The following is a 20,149-nucleotide window of genomic DNA, read 5'->3' as shown; positions in this document are numbered from 1 at the left end:
ACAAGAGGTTAGTTTATATCATGTTTTTATCTAAAAGATAATTGCTCTAGCCAAGGAAGATGGCAAGGAAGTGCATTTTGATATACCTGAGGATAGGATAAACCAAATCAACGTTGGCGATAGTCTGTTCGTTTCTTTATGGAATAACCAAGATCGGCAAATCGAAGCATATATCAGGGAAATAGCCGTCAGTGCCGATCCTGCCAACCGGACATACCGGGTTAAAGCAACATTATCAAGTAGCCAACAAGATCTGAAATTGGGCAGGTCGGTTACAGTTCAGTTATCTTCTAGGGAACAGGAAGTTTTGGGTATTCCCTTATCAGCGGTGTTTGCGCCACATGATAAACATGACCAAACCAAAGTCTGGGTGGTTGACGAAAATAAGCGCTCGGTAAGTGCCGTTCCCGTCCAATTGGGAGTGGCTTTACCGGAGAATCGTATTGCTGTAAAGGGGGTTGAGCCTGGGCAATTGCTGGTTAGTGCGGGCGTGCATCGCTTACGCGAAGGACAAGTCATTCGTCTGCCGATAGAAACAACAGCCTGGCCGGAAACCAGTAGCGTCGTGGTTAACAAAAGCGAGGGACAGCAGCCATGACCCACTTCAATCTCACCGAATGGGCATTACAGCATCGGGCATTTACTGCTTTTATGATGGTGCTTTTGCTGCTGGGCGGAATCTTTGCTTATTTTATTTTGGAACAGCGCGAAGATCCCAAATTCACGTTCCGTGTCATGGTGGTCAAAACACTATATCCGGGTGCAACCGCCAAAGAAGTCGAGGAGCAAGTCACCGATCACCTGGAGAAAAAACTCCAGGAACTACCCAATCTTGATTATCTTCGCAGCTATTCCAAGCCCGGCGAATCCGTCATTTTTGTTAACGCAAGGGAAGATATTCCGCCATCAGAGATTCAGGTGCTTTGGTATTCGGTTCGGAAGAAGATCGGTGACATCAAGCTTACATTGCCACCGGGGGTGATTGGCCCGTTCTTTAACGACGAGTTCGGCGACACCTACAGCCTGCTTTACGCTTTTTCGGGCGAAGGCTTAAATTATGTCGAGTTAAAAGAAGTCGTGGAAGAGGCAAGACAGCAAATACTAAGAGTAAAAAATGTCGAGAAAGTTGACTTGATCGGCGTACAGGATGAAAAAATCTATATTGAATTTTCCGACAAACATCTGGCCACATTGGGCTTGGATGTGGCTTCCGTGGCGCAAGTGCTTCAAGCCCAAAATAGCTTGGTATCCGCCGGAACCGTTTTGACGGGGCGACAAGATTTAAAGATTCGTCTGTCCGGCCAATTCAAATCAATCGATGAAATTGCCGAAATGCCGCTTCGAATCAATGGTCGTACATTTAAGGTACAAGACATCGCCCGCGTCAGGCGAGGCTACGACGAGCCTGCGAAATTCAAGATGCGCTTTAACGGTAAAGAAGTGATCGGGCTGGGCGTAACAATGAACAAGCGCGGCGATGTCCTGGCACTCGGTAAAGCCTTGGATAAGGCACTGGCAGAAATAGAGCATAACCTGCCCATCGGTGTGGATGTGGAAAAAGTGGCCGACCAATCGCAGGTTGTCGATACGGCCATCGGGGAATTCCTGCGTACATTTTTTGAGGCTTTGGCAGCAGTCCTGTTGGTCAGTTTTATGAGCCTGGGGTTGCGTACCGGTTCCGTGGTCGCATTGACGGTGCCGCTAGTACTAGCGGCCACCTTGTTGGTTATGTTGCTGGCAGGCATGGAAATCCATCGTATTTCGCTGGGAGCTTTAATATTGGCGCTTGGACTATTGGTAGATGATGCCATGATCTCCATCGAAATGATGGCCAGAAAACTGGAAGAAGGCCTGGATCGTCTGCAAGCCGCAACTTATGCCTATCGTGCCACGGCATTCCCCATGCTGACCGGAACCTTAATTACTGTGGCAGGCTTTCTTCCGGTGGGGCTTGCTAAATCGTCCGCCGGAGAATATACCGTAGCCATTTTTCAAGTCGTCGGTATCTCGTTAATCCTATCCTGGTTTGGTGCAGTCATTTTTACGCCCTATTTGGGTTATTTGATCTTGAAACCCAATCAAGTAGGTGCCGACAAACATCACGACCTCTATCATACCGTCTTCTATGGACGTCTACGCAACTGGATCATCGTTTGCCTTAAGCACCGCAACAAGGTGATATTGGCTACGGTGTTATTGTTCGGTGCGGGTGTTCTGGTTCTGACTAAACTACCGCAACAGTTTTTCCCGCTTTCGAACCGCCCTGAACTAATAGTCGATTTGTGGTCGCCGGAAGGCAGTTCATTCGAACAAACCGAAATTGTCGCCAAACACATGGAAGCGCTTCTGGCCAAAGATTCCGATGTCGTTCACTATGCGAGCTATCTGGGAAGTGGCACGCCTCGGTTTTTTCTGTTGATTGTGCAGCAATTGGCGAATACCAACCTGGTGGAGTTTGTGGTCATGACTAAAAATAATATTGCCCGTGAAAAGGTGATGCAGCGCATCCGGCAAGCTATCGCCACAAACTTTCCCGAGGTACGAGGCCGGGTCATGCGCCTCAATGTGGGGCCGCCAATGGATTATCCGATTCTGTTTCGGGTATTTGGGGATAATGCCCAAACCGTTAGGGAAATCGCTGAGCGCGTCGCCGATGTCGTACGTGCCAATCCTTATACGGTTGATGTCAACGATGACTGGCATGAGAACATACCTTCAATACGCCTTGATCTCGATCAAAGCAAAGCACGGGCTGTCGGCGTTTCTACAAGCAATCTTGCCCAAGCCTTGCAGGCTCATTACTCAGGGATTCCGGTCGGCCAGTATCGTGAGGACGATAAATTGATCGATATTGTCTGGCGGGCGGAACATCCATTACGAATAGCCGTTGATGACTTGCCTGGCATAAGCGTCCCGACAGTAACCGGAAAATGGGTACCTCTTGCGCAATTAGTCAGTAGTAAAATCGATTTCGAAGACGGCATACGCTGGCGGCGCAACCGATACCCGGCAATTTCAATACGTGCCGATGTTGCGGATGGCAAATTGGCACCCGATGTTGCCGCACAAATAGAACCGGAACTGGAAAAAATTAAAGCCCAGTTGCCCGCAGGTTATGCCATTGAAACAGGCGCAGCCAAAGAAGATACCTGGATTGCTCAAAAGTCGATTTTGATCTGGATACCGCTAGTTGTCATTGCCACCTTGGTGTTGTTGATGATGCAGCTGCACAATCTGTCGCGTACTTTCCTGGTTTTTATGACTGCGCCTTTGGGCGTGATTGGGGCGGCCTTTGCCCTGATGTTATTCGGTGCGCCGTTTGGATTTGTTGCCCTGCTTGGCATTATCGCGCTGGCTGGGATGATTATGCGGAATTCGGTGATTTTGGTCGACCAGATCGAACAGGATGAAAAAGCCGGACTGGATACCTGGAACGCGATTGTCGAATCCACGGTCAGGCGCTTTCGTCCGATTTTGCTTACCGCCGCCGCTGCTATCCTAGCCATGATCCCCCTATCCCGTAACGATTTCTTCGGTCCTCAAGCCATCGCCATCATGGGCGGGCTAACGGTCGCCACTATCCTGACCGTGTTCTTTCTGCCCGCGCTGTACGCTGCCTGGTTTAAGGTAACGCCTAAGCCTGTGCCAACAGAATTAAACTGAATGAGCTAAACCGGTAAATGTCATGACTAATCGCCACATCATAAGCACCGTAACCATCCTGTTCTTCGTGCTAAGCGGTTGCACACCTACCCGAGTTTCCGACCAGGTAAGCCTTATGCCGCCGACGCATTGGAAGAACCAACCTGAATCAGCATCATCCAAGCTGGATTTAGCAAAATGGTGGCAAGGCTTCAACGATCCGTTATTAAACGGATTGATAAAACAAGCATTGTCAGCCAACCATGATCTAAAAATTGCTGATGAACGCATAAAGGAAGTAAAGGCTTTGGCAACGGTTGCCAAATCTGCACTTTATCCCAGTGTCGATTTGTTTGCATCCGGTGGCCGGGAAAAGAAAATAGACCGGATAATTGGTGTTCCTGGTAGCCGCGGCATTGAATTGATAACACCCACGGGCGATGTCATTAGCGGCGGATTGACGGCACGATGGGAAATTGATTTATTCGGCGGTAGGCGCCTGGATTCGGAAGCTGTACTGGCCCAAGCGTTAGGTGCTGAAGAAGCATTACGAGCCGTTCAAGTAGGTCTATTGGCTCAGGTCGCAACCAACTATTTGGAACTGAGGGGGGTGCAGAAAAGAATCACAATCCAAAAGGGAATAATCGATGTTAACCGCGAAAAACTGAGAGCATTGCAAGCCTTCAAACAAGCAAGTTTGGCTAATTCTTCCGATGTCTCTAGCCAGACTGCATTATTGGCAAGTTCGGAAGCGCTATTGTCAGGACTTGTTCAATCCAGATTGACATTGATTCATCGTTTGAGCGTGTTGCTGGGCGAATCGCCAGGCAAACTAGAAGCCAGATTAAGTCAGATGAAAAGTGAACCTATCGACTTGCCAGTCTTGCCAACCTTATTGCCTGCAGATTTGCTGGTACAAAGACCTGATCTTAGAATGGCTAAAACAGAGATCACTACGGCAGCCGCCAAATTAGGTTCTGCCCGTGCGGATTTATTCCCTAAAATACAACTTGCTGCCAGTGCAGGTTACGGCGCCATTGCTGTGGGAGGTTTTCCCAGTCTCGCGGAAAGCATTTACACACTCGGTACAGGATTGACCGCGCCGATCTTCAATGCCGGACGAATCGAAGCCTATATTAGCGCGGCCGACAGCCGATTAAAGCAAGCCGCAACGAATTATGAAAAGTCTTTCCTGCTCGCTGTGGAAGATGTCGAAAACGCCTACGTCGCTTATCGAACTGCGGATATCCAATATCACCAATTTTCAGAAGCCCAAACTGCCGCCAATACCGGATATAAACAAAAGAATTTACTCTATCAGCAAGGCGCTGGGGATTATCTGTCGGTGTTGGAAGCACAAAAAAATGAATTAACTTTGTCAGATGAAAAAACCAAATCCGACACCGCAATTAAGGTGGCTGTTGTTTCGCTCTATCGGGCTTTTGGAGGCGGTTGGGATCAAGGCTCAAAAATTATTGAAGATTAGAAGATTGTTTATTACTGGCTGGCCACAAATGGAAGGTAAATCTATGCAACGGTTATTAGTTATAACTCAGATTTACCTCGAATAATTGCCATAAGCCACATAGGGCTTCTAATTTCTTATCCGTCAATGTCCCACCGTCTCTAAGTTCGCCAAATTTATATGGATCAGAGGCGTAGTTTGAATTGACGGACGATTAGAAAAGCATTTATTGCCTTCCTGGCTTATCAGTCGGAAGAAGGGGCGATTTCGTTACAAGCGATTTGAAATTTATTCGAGGATAATCTGACAACTATAAATTACCCCCGTGTTGGCACTAGTTGGATGGGTTGGTTTTTATTGTATGCCTACTGTTTTTCAACTGGCTGTCCGCTGTGAAGCTAAAAGCGGACGGTCTATTTACGCGATGACGGGCAGCTAGGGGTCGAACTAAGACGGTCGTAAAAAATTAGCGTTAAGGTGCGCTTAAACTTCGTTAGGACAATCGCTCTACAGCTCCCTTAAACTCTATTTCACCCATTTCACATCCATGAAACGCCCGGCCTAACTCCCGGCAGGCGATCGCCATGGATCCGCTGCCGGTAAAAGTATCCAGAACCACATCACCACGCCTGGAGCTGGCTTCGATAATGTGCCGCATCAGATCCAGCGGTTTCTCGCAGGGATGTTTACCCGGATACCACTGCACGGTCTTGAAGTCCCGGACGTTGGCGTAGGGCACGTGCTTGGTAACGGCAAAGTGGCGGCGCTGCTCTTTGATGGTTTTGTATTCGGCTTTCAGTTGCGAGTAGGGCTTTAACGTGTTGCCGAACAGGCCATTCATGGTTTGATAATGGGTCTCACCAGAGAAACTCCACTTCAATCGGTCGAACCAGTGGCCGGACATCTTCAAAAGTTGCCGGCTCTGCGATTCCGAAATGTACGCAATGCGTACCCTACGACTTTATTTCCCAAACTCCGGCCTGTTGCTGAGGCAGCACTCGATAAACAGCTTGCTGCTGAGAGTGCAGCAAGGCAGATAACCAAACCCGTGGTTGACGAGCCGGCCGGGCCGGGTGTTTGTTTTTGAAGCTATTGAATTCATTGGTTTTGTGACTAACCGCGTTCAGGTTGCGGCGGATATGGCACGGTTTGTGATTAGGCAGTTTAGAAGTCGATTGAGACCAGTCCGCCCAAGGCGTGGCCTCGTTTGCAATTACATTACTAATGAATTGGCACAGATCCCGTGTCTTTCAAGGAACTGAGTGAACAGTATGAACCGCCCTGTCATGAACTTTCAGCAAGTTGAACCAGGAATAACTTCTCCAAACAATTTGGCGCGTATTTTTCCTTTCAAAACTGCCGCCAATGAATTCGATGCCTCATTTGCGCCCTATGCGGGGACTGGTACTGTTCTGGGCAGTTTCAGGTTCGAGTCCGATAAAGGCGATCGGAAGCTTATCGATTATCTGGTTGTGGGCGTGCTGTCCATTTTCATCCATGCCACGCTGGTTGATCACTTTAAAGGGGCGGATTTCGCGCAGGAAGAGATTATTGAGCCCAAGGTTCCGCCAAAGGTGCAAATCACGCTGGTCAAGCCGCAGCCGAAACCCATCGCCCCGCCGCCCCCTCCGCCACCCAAGGCAAAGCCCAAGCCGCCGCAGAAAAAAGTTGTGCCGCTTAAGCCGCAAAAGCCGAAGGTCAAGCCTAAACCGGTCGAGGAAATCGTTGAGCCAACGCCGCAACCGACCATAACCGACAATAGCGCGCCGGTCAGTTCGGCTCCTGTAACGGCTCCGCCTGCGCCGCCAGTCGAGGAGAAGGTGACGCAGCCGCACGCGGGCGCCGATTACCTGAATAACCCGGCCCCGGAATATCCCGAGATCGCCATGGATCGGGGCTGGGAAGGGCGTGTGCTGATGAAAGTGCACGTTAAGCCCGACGGCAAACCGGACAACATCTCCGTCATAAAGTCCAGCGGCAAGAAGGTGCTGGACGATGCTGCCGTCAGTACGGTTAAAAAATGGTCTTTTGTCCCGGCAAAGCGAGGCGATACGCCGATCGCAGGCTGGGTAACAGTTCCAATCACCTTTAATTTGAGTTGAGGATTCATTAATGACACAAACCACATCTACAGTTTCGCAAACGCCAACGGGAGCTGGTATTGCCAGTCCCGCGGCACCCGGCACTGCGCCCGGAGTTACCGAGGCAGCGTCCGGCGCCGTGAACACAGGAGGGGTTGTGGCCGGCGCACCCGGAAGCGTCGCCCAGGCTGCGACTGCGAGCACGGAACAGGTTGCTTCCGCGGCAGATGGTATTGCTCCGATCGGTTCGGACATCACATCGGCCGTCATTGTCGACGGCACGCTCTGGATTCTGATCGGATTTTCCGTGGCGACCTGGGCCTTGATCCTGATCAAAGGCATACAGCACCTGCGGATTTCTCATCATAACCGCGTCTTCGGCAAACAGTTCTGGAGCGCGCCGGATTTCCAGGCCGCTTCCGAGCAGCGAAATTATTCGGGTCCTGCGGCAAGAGTCGCTCAGGCCGGTTTCTCGACACTGATAGAAGCCGATGGCGGCACGACGACGCATGACCTGGAGCATACAGGCGATCGCCAGGAACTGCTTGACCGGCGACTGCGCCAGCAGATGCAGAAGGAGCGCGGATCGCTGGAAAGCGGGCTTGCGATTCTGGCGACGATCGGCAGCATCTCGCCCTTCGTCGGCCTGTTCGGCACGGTCTGGGGCATCATGGGCGCGCTGACCAGCATCAGCAAAAGCGGATCGGCCAGCCTGGATGTGGTGGCCGGTCCCATCGGCGAAGCGCTGATCGCGACGGCAGTCGGGATCGCCGTCGCGGTGCCGGCGGTTATTGCCTACAACTTCTTTATCCGTAGAAACAAAGTGATCTGGGCGTTTCTTGACGACTTCGCCATCGATTTCGTGCATCTCGCCCTGAAAACCTCGTTCATCATCAAACGTCCTTCCGCCCGCCATACGGCGGCGCCTCGCGTCAACGACGCAACCAGCGGCAGAAAGCACGTCATTGATGATGAAGAATTAACGGCGAAGGGGGCGCATGCCTGATGGCCTTTAATACGAAAGATGATGGCGGCGATGATGTCATGGGGGAAATTAACGTCACGCCGCTGGTCGACGTGATGCTGGTGCTGCTGGTGGTGTTCATCGTGACCGCGCCTTTGCTGACCAACGCCATCCATGTCAATTTGCCGGAAACCGCCGAAACGGCGCCGCCCGAGGAGAAAGAGGCGGTCTATGTGAGCGTGGATGCGCAGGGGAAAGTGTTTATCGACAAGACCGAAATTCCGCTGGAATCCTTCGAAAACGAACTGAAAACGCGCAAGGCCGCCGATCCTGAAATAGCGCTCAATCTGAACGCGGACGATGCCGTGCAATACGGGATCGTGGCCAAGGTGATGTCATCCATAGAGCGGGCCGGAATCGCCAAGCTGTCGGTTCTGACCATCGCCAAATAATAAATCAATCATTGAGTGGGAAGCGGTTAAACCGGCCCTCCGGGCCGGTTCAGGGACGCTCGGCCCCGAGTAAATTGAATGCCCGTCAACTGCCGGGAAATTCGCAAATTTTAAGAATAATTATTAATGAGTAGTGACAATGAGTAGTAATAGTGATTGGCGACAGTCGGAAAACAATGATGAGCTGGCGTTGTTGAACGAGGAACTAATGTTGCTGATAGCATACGGTAACTTAGATAAGACAATTTCAATTGAAGATTCACAAGCCTCGCAAGGCCACACAACAAAAATAGCCGGGAATACCAACAAATACAAACTGTTAAGCGGCGCGGCAATCATTATTGCCGGAACATTTTTATTCACGCCTGATTATGCGTTCGCCGATGATCAGGACCTTGCGACCGAGAATGCCCGGTTGAGGCAAGAGTTGGAAGCGGCGAGGAGGGAGAACCAATCTCTTAAAAAAACTATGAAGGTTGAGGAGGCTCCAGTCATTGAAGATACCTTGGCCAAACCTCAGACTGCTGAAGAAACACTTGCAGAAGAAGCGGCTGTTGAAGAAAACAAGACTGAAGACCTTGGCGAAGTCGTGGTGCGCGCGCAGCCGCGGCTTAAAAAACTAAAAGACGTTCCGACTTCCACCTCGGTGCGGACAGGACAGGAATTGTCGCGGGAACTAGCATTCGACATGGAAGGCATTCTAAAACGCTCAGGTAACGTCAAATTCGACCCAGGCAATGCCCGCACCAGCAGTTTATCGCTACGGGGCTTGGGAAAACAGGGTTTGGTCGATGCCATGGACCCCAGTATTGGAACCGTCTTCGATGGCGTGCCGTATGTATACAATCCGCTGACAAGTTTTGATCAATACGACTTAGCTTATGTGCAGGTGGATCGAGGACCTACCGGTACCGATTTTGGCAAAAATTTTAACATGGGCAGAATTGCGATTACGCCCAGACATCCGTCTTTTACGCCAGACGCCAATTTTTCTTTGACCTATGGCGATTATGATACGTACATTGCCGATGCGGCCGGCGGCGGCACCGTGATTGACAATTTATTGGCCTGGCGGGGCGCTATTCACGTCAACAAAGCCGATGGGGCGTACGAAAATGTATCGAATCCGCGCCAGACCTGGTACAACAGAGATCGTGCGGCGGGCCGGCTCCAGCTGTTGTTTACGCCAACCGAAGATTTCAATGCCCGTATCAGCTTTGACGCGAATGTTCAACAGGATGAGTCATTTAATGGCAATGATTTTTTCACGCCACTGCCGCGTCAATTTGCCAACGGTACGCCTAATACGTCCTTGAATTCGTCATTTGAGACACGGTCAAGCAGGCGTTGGTTCAGGGATGCCAAGCCAAATTATACCCTTGCCAATTACTTTCGCACCGGCGCCTTTGATCAGGACAGTAGCCAGCCCATTCAAACGGCCAGTAAAGGTGGATTGATTGACCTTAATTGGCATGTAGGCGATTTCAAACTGTCCTCGATTACCTCGCTCAGAGATTTTGAATTCCGGGCCGCCAATGATGAAGGTACGCCTTTCGATGTCAACAGAGGCGGATTTACTGGCGGACATGTACCTGAATTATTGCATTTTACCCAGGAATTTCGAGTCGGTTCGCATTATGAAGATCTGGTCGATTATCAAGCTGGCGCGCTCTACCTGAAACGCGATATGCAGTACAACAACTGGGCTTCTTATGGCAAGGACGCAGGCGCCTGGTACGCAAGTAATAGCCAATACGGTGTGCTGGATGCCGATAACAACGGCAGACAATTGATGTCGGATTCTGTCGATGGTGTGATCAGATGGCGTAATCGTAATATAGAAAATGATTCCGTGGGACTGTTCGGACAAGCGGAATGGCATGTAAACGATGCTTTTAACATCACGACCGGCGCTCGGGTCAATTACGAAAAACGCAAACTATCAACCAACCAAGTCTTAACCGATAGCGGAAATGGTTCACTCTTGAATAGGGCTGCCGTAAATGGAGTCGAATTAGGCGGTTTTGAGACAAACAATGCAGGCGTTATGCCCGAGAGTGCGCTAGCGGATCCCAAACAGGTTGCAGTAGCTAACGCGGCGGCACTTAAATATTTTAATCAGCAAAATTACGCGGATCTGACTGATGCGCAAAAAAGCCAGATTGGTGCGGCAAAATCCATTCGTAATGGACGTATAGGCAATCTTTGGGGTTATCAAAATGGAGTCATTGAAGATATCCAGCCTACCTTCCTCGTAAGTCCGAGTTATAAATTCAATAAAGATCTGACGGGTTATGTGTCCTGGCGGTTTAGCCAAAAGCCAGGGTTCCTTGATGTCCCGAATGGCGCAATTCAGAAAATTAAAGAAGAGACCACCAATGCCTACGAGATAGGTTTCAAATCAAATCTATTCGACGACACACTGGCCTTGCATGCCGATTTCTTTTGGATGGATATAGAGGATTATCAGCAACCGGCGTTGGTATTTGACGAATTCACTACCAACATAGATCGTCAAACGAATCCCAATGCCGATCCTGTATTCATCTCTGGCAGCGGCAATGCGGAAGGCGTTCGAATTATGGGCGTGGAAATCGATGGTTCTTATACCGGACTTCCCTATACCGCGATTAATTTTTCCGGAGCCTGGAATGATGCGGTTTATACCGATTTTACCAACGCCGTAACACCGGTTGAGCTGCGATATCCTGGCGCGCCGGTGTCATACGACGCAACGGGCGAAAATCTTCCCGGTTCCGCTCAATTTACATTCAGTATCAGCCCGGAAGTTCGTTATCCACTGGCCAGGGTAGGTTTTGATAAAGCTGAATTCCATACCAGTTTTACCACTACTTATACCAGCGCATTTAACTCGGATAACTCATTATCAACATACGGTGTCATTAAAGCCAATACCACTACGGATTTTTCTATTGGTATTGGTCGTGTTGACAAACTGCTTGATGTATCAGTAGTCGGAAAGAATGTTTTTAACAATCAAGAACCCATTGCCAGAACTTGGAATACTTGGCAGCCAAATTGGCCGCAGTGGTTTGGCGTAAGGGTTAGCAGTAGTTTTTAAATAATTTGAATGATTCGTTCATTGGTGGTGGCAGGAATATCTGGATTTGATAGGTGTATATCCAATATTAAGCCTGTGCCAGGAAATGAAAAAATTGAATTCAATAATTTTATACGCATTCGGAGATGAAAAATGTTACCCAAAAAAATACTTAACAAGCTAGTCCCGCTTATTAGCACGATTGCCTTTAGCGCCTCGGTTCAGGCTGACGACCCTGTCACCCCGGCAATTCCGGGCGTGTCTGCCGGCGGCGTCGTCATCGAGTTGATCAAGGACGGATTCAACGGCACGGAAGGGCCTGTCGGCCTGGTGGACGGCAGTCTACTGTTCACCGAAACCAATGCCAAACGTATTGTGCGCATCGGGCCTGACAATACCGTTTCGACGTATCTGGAAAACACGAACGGCGCCAACGGCCTTGGCGTCAATGCGAAAGGCGAACTGATCGCCGTGCAGGTCGCCAATCCAAGGGTAGGCGTCATTTATCCGCAGGGGCAGGAGAAGAATCTCGCCGAAAATTTCGAAGGGCAACCTTTTCAGCGGCCCAATGACCTGGTTCTGGCCGGGAACGGCAGCCTTTACTTTACCGACAGCGGCACGCGTCCGACCAAGGAAAATCCAAACCCGCCGGCTTCAAAACCGGGGCTTTTCCACATCGCGCCCGACGGCACTCTGAAACGCATCGCCAACGACATCGAGCGCCCGAACGGCGTTCAGCTCAGCCCTGACGAAAAAGTGCTTTACGTGACGAATACCCTGGGCGAGCACGTTCTCGCCTATGACATCGCCGCCGACGGCTCAGTCCAGAACAGGCGAAATTTCGCCAAGCTGGAAGGCTGGAAAAACACCGAAAACGTTTGGTCCAGCGGTGCGGACGGTCTGGCTGTCGATGCCGAGGGCAGGGTGTATGTCGCGTCCAATGCCGGCATCGAAGTTTTCAGCAACAAAGGTGAAGCGTTAGGCGTTATCTCCCTGCCTAAAAAGCCGCAGAACCTGGCTTTTGCCGGCAAGGATAAGAAAACGCTTTATGTGGTAGGGCGCGGCGCGGCCTATAAGATTCCTTTGCTGGCGGCGGGTTTTGCCGGCCGGGCAAAATAAGAGTTTTATGAATTCGGTTTCAGGGCTTTTGGCGGAGACTTCGGCTACAAGCCCGGATGAGTGCGTCCCTTCCAAATCCCTGTGTGTCCAACCGTGGATAAATCCGGGCAGTCTCTGCCAAGGGCTCTGAAACCGATCTTTCATATTTTATCAGGACATTACTTAAGGAGTTTTCAATGACGCGTAAAACAGCAAATGACTTCAATCCGGAAGTGCTGCAACTTTTCGACAAATATGTCCACGGCGACATATCACGGCGGGGATTTATGACATCGGTGGCCAAATACTCGGTTCTGGGCCTGACCGCGGAAGGTCTGCTCGAGGCATTGACCCCGAATTTCGCCGAGGCGCAGCAGATTTCCCCCGATGATGCGCGCATCAAGGCGAGCTATGTTGAATACCCGTCGCCGAACGGCTATGGCACGCTGCGAGGCTATCTGGTGCAGCCGGCCCGGTTCGAAGGCAAGCTGCCGACGGTGTTGGTGGTGCACGAGAACCGCGGCCTGAATCCCCACATTGAAGACATCGCGCGGCGCGTCGCCCTGGAGAATTTTATCGCTTTCGCGCCGGATGCCCTGTTCACTCTGGGCGGTTATCCGGGCGACGAAGACAAGGCGCGCGAGCTTTTCAAGACGCTCGATCAGAACAAGACGCGGGCCGACTTCATTGCGGCCGCCGAGGTGCTGAAGCAACTGCCGGAAGGCAACGGCAAAGTGGGCGTGGTCGGTTTCTGCTACGGCGGCGGCATCTCCAATTTCCTGGCGACCCGCATTCCCGATCTGGCGGCGGCCGTGCCTTTTTATGGCGGCCAGCCGGCAGCGGAAGAGGCGGCTAAAATCAAGGCGCCGCTGCTGCTGCACTTTGCCGGCGCCGATGAGCGCGTCAACGCCGGCTGGCCGGCCTACGAGGCCGCCCTGAAAGCCGCCGGCGTCAACTATGAAGCGCACATTTATCCGGGCGTGCAGCACGGCTTCAACAACGATACCACGCCGCGCTTCGACGAAGCGGCGGCAAAGCTGGCCTGGGAGCGCACCATCCATTTCTTCAATACCCATCTGCGCGTCTAGGCCTGCTTCACGTTTGATTGACCATCGGGAGGTTTCCATGCTGATACTTCGTTTCATACCTATCGCTTTACTCGCACTGACTTGCGATGCGGATGCAGGCCCGTCTGAAGCCGCTACCGAGCAAGTCCGGGCGCAACTGATCGCCTCTGTCGATGCCGTGCGTCCGGGCGATACGATTCAGGCGGGCGTGCATCAGGAAATCATCCCCCACTGGCATACTTATTGGATCAACCCCGGTGATTCCGGTCTGGCCACCCGAATTGACTATGATCTGCCCGCGGGCGCTACGGCCGGTCCTATCCAATGGCCGACGCCGGGCCGCATTACGCTGGGCCCGGTGACCAATTACGGCTATGAACACGAAGTCACGCTGCTGTCCAGCATCAAGGTGCCGGAGGACGCTATAGTCGGTGGCGTTTTTCCGATCAAGGCCAAGGTTAAATGGCTGGTTTGCGAGGAGATCTGCATTCCTCAACGGGTTGAACTGGCACTGGATCTGCCCGTCGTCGCGCCCGGCCAGGATCAGGGGCGCGGCAGTGAGCTGGTCGGCAAGGCCCAGGCCAGTCTGCCGGTGGCCAGTCCCTGGCCGGTCAGCGTCACAAGCGGGAATAATGGCCTGACGCTACGGATCACCGATACGGGATTGCAGCCCGACAACATCAAGAACATCTGGTTTTACCCGTCCGAATGGGGCCGGATTGTGCACAATGCCGACCAGCCTCGGCTGGTCGGCGGCGGCACGATCGAACTGAAACTACAGCCGGGCGATGATGCGCCAACCGCCAGCGGCGGCAGACTGAACGGCGTGCTGGCGGTGACGGAAAACGGCAGCGATGGGCCGGTGACGCGCGGATTTATCATCAATGCGCCAGTCAGTGCCGCAGCGGTCGATAGTGCGCCGGCAGCGGAACCCGATCTGGCGCTGTCATCGGCGCTGATTCTGGCCCTGCTGGGCGGCGTGATCCTGAATCTGATGCCGTGCGTGTTTCCGGTGCTCTCCATCAAGGCGCTGTCCCTGGCGAAGCATGCTCACCAGAACCCCTTGCAAACACGTCTGCATGGATTGGCCTATACCTTGGGCGTGCTTTTCAGTTTCGCCCTGCTAGGCTCGCTGCTGAATGTGTTGAAGGCCAGCGGCGCGCAGATCGGCTGGGGTTTTCAGTTCCAGTCGCCGCTGTTCGTGCTGGCCGTCGCCTATCTGATGTTCGCGGTCGGGCTCAGCCTGTCCGGCGTTTTTTCTATTGGCGGTTCGGTAACGAGCATCGGTTCCTCGCTGGCCGAAAAGCCCGGCTATACCGGCAGCTTTTTCACGGGCGTCCTGGCCACCGTCGTCGCCACGCCATGCACGGCCCCGTTAATGGGTGCGGCCATTGGTTTTGCGCTGGCGCAACCGCCGCTGGTACTGCTGGCCGTCTTTCTCAGCCTTGGATTGGGCCTTGCCCTGCCTTATTTACTGCTGAGCCTTTGGCCGTTCCTGCAACGTTGCCTGCCGAAGCCCGGCCTATGGATGGAACGGGTGAAGCAGGGCCTGGCTTTTCCCATGTACGCGGCGGCCGTCTGGCTGGTCTGGGTACTGGCGCAACAAGCAGGAAATGATTCCGTTGCCGTCGCGCTGGGCGGCATGGTGACAATCGCTTTCGCGGCCTGGCTCTATGAATCCACCAAAACCGGCGGCAGTGCAGTGCGGCATAGTGGCGAAGGCCTTGCCGCATTGGCGCTGGCGGTGGCGTTGACAGGCGGCTATTTCGGCGTTGAAGCCAGTTTCGCCGCGAAAACCCGGTCGTCAACCGCCAGTGCTGACAACCACTGGGAGCCCTATTCGGCCGAGCGCCTCAATGCCTTGCGTGCCGAAGGCAAGCCGGTGTTTCTGAATTTTACGGCGGCCTGGTGCATTAGTTGCCTGGTCAACGAGAAAGTCGCGCTGAGTCAGCGTTCGGTAATCGATGCGTTCAGGCAATCCGGCATCACTTACCTGAAGGGCGACTGGACCAACCGTGACGTTGAAATCACCCGAATACTCGCGAAATTCGGCCGTAGCGGCGTGCCGCTGTACGTCTACTATCCCGGCGGCGCGGCGGCGAGTCCGGTTGTGCTGCCGCAGATACTGACGCCGGCGGTCGTTACGCAATTTATCAAAGCATCAGCCAGGGCGGTTTCCCAGAGTTGATCAGTGAAAGGTTATTAAGAACATTGGGCTGCAAAGGAATTTGCACGCCGCATAAGGAAGCGAACGAGCTGAAAAAGTGATGATGACAGGCGAAAGCGGGGTGATCAAGTCCAGATTATGGAGCCTCGCAGACCTGCAAAGTTGTAGGGCAGTTTCCGTTTCGCGGTTGAAGGATCAATTTCAGCAGCAAATCAATGGATGGATTTGCTGCCTTATCTGGGCGCCGCGCCGGATAGCGGCGTGACGGTCAGGGAACGATAAATGCGTGTGGGTTTTTTCAATGCCGGGGCGAATATGCTGAACACTCATCGAATACACATAGTCATGATTGCCGCCGTTTTTATGCTGGTTGTGGTCATGCCGGTTGAAACTTTTCATCTGTTGGCGTGGGTCGTGTACCACACCTATGAATTGCTTGAATTCATTCTGGATGAAGTGATTCACCATGTCTTCGAAACGAGCCGCCATACCACCCAGGTGATTGTTTTTTATCTGATGCTGGGGATGCTTTCATATGGTCTTTATCGCCTGGCGAAGCTGTTGGGAGCCATCAACAACAGAATGAAAACCGGGATTTCCGGTTGGTGCGCGGAACGCAACAAAAGCGCCATCAGCACCTGGAAACCCTGGATGCTGGACAAAAGAGTCCGGATGCTGTGCGGATTCACCTTTGGCGGAGCCTGTCTGGCCCTGCTGGTGTTTTAAACAGCCAGAGCTGGAACCGTTTTTATTTAATGGCAATTGCCGTTTCCCTATTAACCATAAGGAGTCAGTCATGTTTTTAAATCAACCTTACCGGAGCGCCATAATGGGTCTGGCTTTTGCCCTGGCTTCCACGGCAGCCCTTGCCGCGCCTGTGGTCAGCCAGCCGGCACCTGTGTTTTCGGGCACAGCCGCCGACGGCAGCACCGTCAATCTGGCCGGTCTGCGCGGCAAGACCGTGGTCCTGGAATGGACCAACCATGAATGTCCGTTCGTAGTGAAGCATTACGAGAGCGGCAACATTCCGAACCTGCAAAAAGACGCCGTCGCCAAAGGCATCGTCTGGCTGCAAGTCATCTCATCGGCGCCCGGCAAGCAGGGCTATATCGACGGCGAAACCGCCAAAAAACTCAATGCCGACCGCGGCGCCACGCCTACCAACACCGTATTCGATCCGGACGGCAAAATCGGCAATCTTTATGAGGCCACCAACACGCCGCAATTCTTCATCATCAATCCTGAAGGCGTGCTGGTTTACAAAGGCGGCATCGACAGTATCCCGTCGGCGGATATAGAGGACATTGCCAAAGCCGAAAACTACGTCAGCGCGGCACTGGCCGAACTGGCCGCCGGCAAGCCCGTCACCAAGTCCAGCACCAAACCTTACGGCTGCACCGTCAAATATTCAGGATAAGGAGGAGACAGTCATGAAAGAAACCGTTCATATCTGGGACTGGCCGCTCAGGCTGTTTCACTGGCTGCTCGTCGTGGCCGTCGTAGGGGCTTATGTCACTGGCAAGCTCGGCGGCGATCTGACCGAATGGCACGGGCCCATAGGCGCTCTGATTCTGGGCTTGCTGATCTTCCGTATTCTCTGGGGCTTTGTCGGCACGAAGCATGCCCGTTTCGCCAGTTTCTTCCCGACTTTCGGGCGCCTTATCGCCTACTTTAAAGGCAACTGGCAAGGCGTCGGCCATAACCCGGTTGGGGCGCTGTCGGTCATCGCGCTGCTGACCGTGCTGGCGACGCTCGTCGGCACCGGTCTGTTCGCCAACGATGACATTGCTTTCGAGGGGCCTCTGTTCAATCTGGTCGATAAATCCCTGAGCGACAGGCTGAGCGGTATCCATGCCCTGGCGCTGGACGTGTTGATGGTATTGCTGGCACTGCATTTGATCGCCATTGCGTTTCACCACCTGGTCAAAAAGAACAATCTGGTGCTTCCGATGCTGACGGGGAAAAAACGGGTGCCTACAGATTTGGCATCTTCGGTGCCATCGGTTGGCGCGTTGCGCTTCCTGATGACCGTGGCGATTTCCAGCACGCTGGTCTGGGGCATCTGGAGCGGGGACCTGGCGGACTATTTCAAACCTATTGAAAGCCTGCAAACCGCGGCGCTCAGACTGGGTTGGTAAAACACTGTAACTCTATTTTTTGTAAAACACCAAAGGAACCAAACATAATGAAAATAAAACTGCCATTAGCATTAGCGCTGACCACTGTAACAACGGTAGCTCTGTCGGGTGAGGTTGAAGAGCAGATAAGATTCCGGCAGTCCGCTTATTCGTTCTTGAGCTGGAATACGGGGAAAATCAAAAGCCAGGTGGTCGATCATCCCGATACCTTCAACAAGGATCAAATCACAGCGGCCGCTAACGCCATTGCCGCGATCGCCAACTCCGGCCTGATCAATCTTTACGGACCGGGCACGGATAAGGGCATCGGCTGGAAACAATCCCGCCTGCGGCCTGAATTCTTCGAGAAACAGGACGAAGCCAAGGAACTCGACGCCACTTTTATCAAGGAAGCCAATGAATTGGCGAAAGTGGCCGCCACGGGCGACGCTGGCGCGATCAAGGCGCAGTTCGGCAAAGTCGGCGCATCCTGCAAGGGCTGCCACGACCTGATCCGTATTCGCGAATGATCCGGCAAACTGCATCGTGGCCAAACGGTGCCCTGTGAAAGGGTACCGTTCGGCACAAAGCATATTATCGTAGGGTACGCATCGCGTACCTCTCTTGGATTCAATTCTTGAAATGCCTTGAAAATGGTACGCGATGCGTACCCTACAGTGGATTTCGCCTTGATTTTGGCAGGGCAGCGAGGGAGGTCAGGCTGCTAAACCCAGCATTTCGGCCGCCTATGCCGGGTTTCCGCTAAAGCTCCAACCCAGCCTACACAGGCTGAATACGCCGGAGATCGCTTAAGAATTTTGCCTGTAAAACGGGCAGCCCTGTTAATTTCGAATTGAGACACAGATGAAAAGAAAAATAATTGATATGCGCAGCCGGCCGTCGTTTCTGCATGACTTTTACGGCGCAACGCCCGGCACTGCCGAAAACGAAGCTTTGTAGGGTACGCATCGCGTACCTTTTGGGGCTTGATTTAGACACTGAGAAGGTACGCGATACGTACCCTACAGCGGCTGTAGGCTGGGTTGATAAACCCAGCATTTCGGCCGCCCATGCCGGGTTTCCGCTAAAGCTCCAACCCAGCCTACACAGGCTGATTTATAAAGCTTAAGACGGGCATTGGCCCCGGTTAATTTCGAATTGAGACAGATATGAAAAGAAAAATAATAGATATGCGCAGCCGGCCGTCGTTTCTGCATGACTTTTACGGAGCCACGCCCGGTACCGCCGAATACGAGGCCGCCAGATGGCTTAACCGGCGCATGGGTTCGAAAAATGACGCGCATTTTGTCCGCTCGGGAACAGTCGATGCCTTTGTCGAAGAAGTACGCGAAGCAGGCATTACGGCGGCCGTCGTGGTCGGGCGCGATACGCCTGCCTTGTCGATTGCCAATGACCGGATTCTGGAAATCACAGCGCCCCATAAAGAGCTCATCGGTATCGCCTCGGTCGATCCGCAGAAACCGGATGCGCTTGATGAAATCGAACGCGCCGTCAAACAGCTCGGGCTGGCCGGCATCAATATCGAGCCGGGATTCGGCAGCCCTGCGCTCAAGGCGGACGATCCTTCGCTCTATCCGATTTATGAAGCCTGCGATCAGCTGGGCATACCGGTTTTTCTGATGTCCGGTCCGACAACGCCGAATTTGGAACACGCCAATCCGGCGGCAGTGGGCGGGATTGCCCGCGCGTTTCCCCGCTTGCCGATTGTCTGCTACCACGGCTTCTATCCTTTCGTGAACGAAATGATAGGCGTCGCGTTTCGTCATGAAAACGTCCACGTCGTTCCGGATATGTATATTTTCCTGCCCGGCGGCAATCTGTATGTCCGGGCCGCCAATGGTTTCATGCGTGATCAGTTGCTGTTCGGCACGTCGTATCCTTTCCGGGCCATGGGCCAGACGGTCGATGATTTTCTGACGTTGGGCCTGCATGAACAGGTGCTGGATAACGTGCTGTTCAGGAATGCCGAACGGCTGCTGAAAATCGAACTTTAGAATTGCCCATAACAGCTTTT

At 52.7% G+C, this 20,149-nt stretch carries 16 protein-coding genes; 15 read left to right on the top strand and 1 reads right to left on the bottom strand.

Annotation, left to right across the window (positions count from 1 at the left end):
* Positions 1-37: 37 nt before the first annotated feature.
* The 3 genes from METLU_RS24870 to METLU_RS0108705 are packed head-to-tail and all read left to right on the top strand — an operon-like array spanning position 38 to position 5,128.
* A complete protein-coding gene (locus METLU_RS24870; RefSeq protein ID WP_081679054.1) occupies positions 38-598 on the top strand; it encodes an efflux RND transporter periplasmic adaptor subunit in 561 nt (186 codons plus the stop codon).
* The gene (locus METLU_RS0108710; protein ID WP_027157886.1) at positions 595-3,663 is read left to right on the top strand and encodes an efflux RND transporter permease subunit; all 3,069 of its coding nucleotides are present in this window, start codon (positions 595-597) and stop codon (positions 3,661-3,663) included. The genes METLU_RS24870 and METLU_RS0108710 overlap by 4 nt, the downstream gene beginning before the upstream one ends.
* A gap of 22 nt (positions 3,664-3,685) precedes the next feature.
* Positions 3,686-5,128 carry an efflux transporter outer membrane subunit gene (locus tag METLU_RS0108705; protein WP_027157885.1) on the top strand — a complete coding sequence of 481 codons (1,443 nt, stop codon included), beginning with the start codon at positions 3,686-3,688 and terminating at the stop codon, positions 5,126-5,128.
* A gap of 472 nt (positions 5,129-5,600) precedes the next feature.
* Here METLU_RS0108705 and METLU_RS0108700 read toward each other — a convergent pair whose 3' ends face one another.
* The gene (locus METLU_RS0108700) at positions 5,601-6,011 is read right to left on the bottom strand and encodes a site-specific DNA-methyltransferase (RefSeq protein ID WP_051299833.1); all 411 of its coding nucleotides are present in this window, start codon (positions 6,009-6,011) and stop codon (positions 5,601-5,603) included.
* A gap of 367 nt (positions 6,012-6,378) precedes the next feature.
* Here METLU_RS0108700 and METLU_RS0108695 point away from each other — a divergent pair, with 367 nt between their 5' ends.
* From METLU_RS0108695 to METLU_RS0108635, 12 genes are all read left to right on the top strand, one after another.
* Positions 6,379-7,209 (top strand): energy transducer TonB, encoded by an 831-nt coding sequence (locus METLU_RS0108695; RefSeq protein ID WP_027157883.1) that lies wholly within the window; start codon positions 6,379-6,381, stop codon positions 7,207-7,209.
* Positions 7,210-7,219: 10 nt separating this feature from the next.
* The gene (locus METLU_RS0108690; RefSeq protein ID WP_331271266.1) at positions 7,220-8,194 is read left to right on the top strand and encodes a MotA/TolQ/ExbB proton channel family protein; all 975 of its coding nucleotides are present in this window, start codon (positions 7,220-7,222) and stop codon (positions 8,192-8,194) included.
* Entirely contained in the window at positions 8,194-8,604 is a 411-nt protein-coding gene (locus METLU_RS0108685; protein ID WP_027157881.1) for an ExbD/TolR family protein, read from the top strand. The genes METLU_RS0108690 and METLU_RS0108685 overlap by 1 nt, the downstream gene beginning before the upstream one ends.
* Before the next feature lie 139 nt (positions 8,605-8,743).
* Entirely contained in the window at positions 8,744-11,686 is a 2,943-nt protein-coding gene (locus tag METLU_RS24865) for a TonB-dependent receptor (RefSeq protein WP_051299832.1), read from the top strand.
* Positions 11,687-11,818: 132 nt separating this feature from the next.
* Positions 11,819-12,784 (top strand): SMP-30/gluconolactonase/LRE family protein, encoded by a 966-nt coding sequence (locus tag METLU_RS0108675; protein ID WP_027157880.1) that lies wholly within the window; start codon positions 11,819-11,821, stop codon positions 12,782-12,784.
* Positions 12,785-12,960: 176 nt separating this feature from the next.
* On the top strand, positions 12,961-13,851 hold the full coding sequence (locus tag METLU_RS0108670; RefSeq protein WP_027157879.1) for a dienelactone hydrolase family protein: 891 nt from the start codon (positions 12,961-12,963) through the stop codon (positions 13,849-13,851).
* 37 nt (positions 13,852-13,888) lie between these two features.
* Complete coding sequence (locus tag METLU_RS0108665; RefSeq protein ID WP_036242963.1) at positions 13,889-16,018, top strand: protein-disulfide reductase DsbD family protein; 2,130 nt, start codon at positions 13,889-13,891, stop codon at positions 16,016-16,018.
* 261 nt (positions 16,019-16,279) lie between these two features.
* Positions 16,280-16,723 carry a hypothetical protein gene (locus METLU_RS0108660; RefSeq protein ID WP_027157877.1) on the top strand — a complete coding sequence of 148 codons (444 nt, stop codon included), beginning with the start codon at positions 16,280-16,282 and terminating at the stop codon, positions 16,721-16,723.
* Positions 16,724-16,793: 70 nt separating this feature from the next.
* Positions 16,794-17,414: a redoxin domain-containing protein gene (locus tag METLU_RS0108655; RefSeq protein ID WP_027157876.1), complete on the top strand. Its 621-nt coding sequence runs from the start codon at positions 16,794-16,796 to the stop codon at positions 17,412-17,414.
* Between the two features lie 13 nt (positions 17,415-17,427).
* Positions 17,428-18,135, top strand: coding sequence for a cytochrome b/b6 domain-containing protein (locus METLU_RS0108650; RefSeq protein WP_027157875.1), 708 nt, complete (start codon positions 17,428-17,430; stop codon positions 18,133-18,135).
* Between the two features lie 47 nt (positions 18,136-18,182).
* Positions 18,183-18,644 (top strand): c-type cytochrome, encoded by a 462-nt coding sequence (locus tag METLU_RS0108645; protein ID WP_027157874.1) that lies wholly within the window; start codon positions 18,183-18,185, stop codon positions 18,642-18,644.
* A gap of 639 nt (positions 18,645-19,283) precedes the next feature.
* Positions 19,284-20,129, top strand: a complete 846-nt coding sequence (locus METLU_RS0108635; protein ID WP_027157873.1) for an amidohydrolase family protein — start codon at positions 19,284-19,286, stop codon at positions 20,127-20,129.
* The last annotated feature ends 20 nt before the right edge of the window (positions 20,130-20,149 follow it).

It is taken from the genome of Methylobacter luteus IMV-B-3098 (assembly GCF_000427625.1).
GTDB lineage: Bacteria > Pseudomonadota > Gammaproteobacteria > Methylococcales > Methylomonadaceae > Methylobacter > Methylobacter luteus.
The sequence above is the reverse complement of the archived record's forward strand: the minus strand, read 5'-3'. Positions and strand labels throughout refer to the sequence as shown.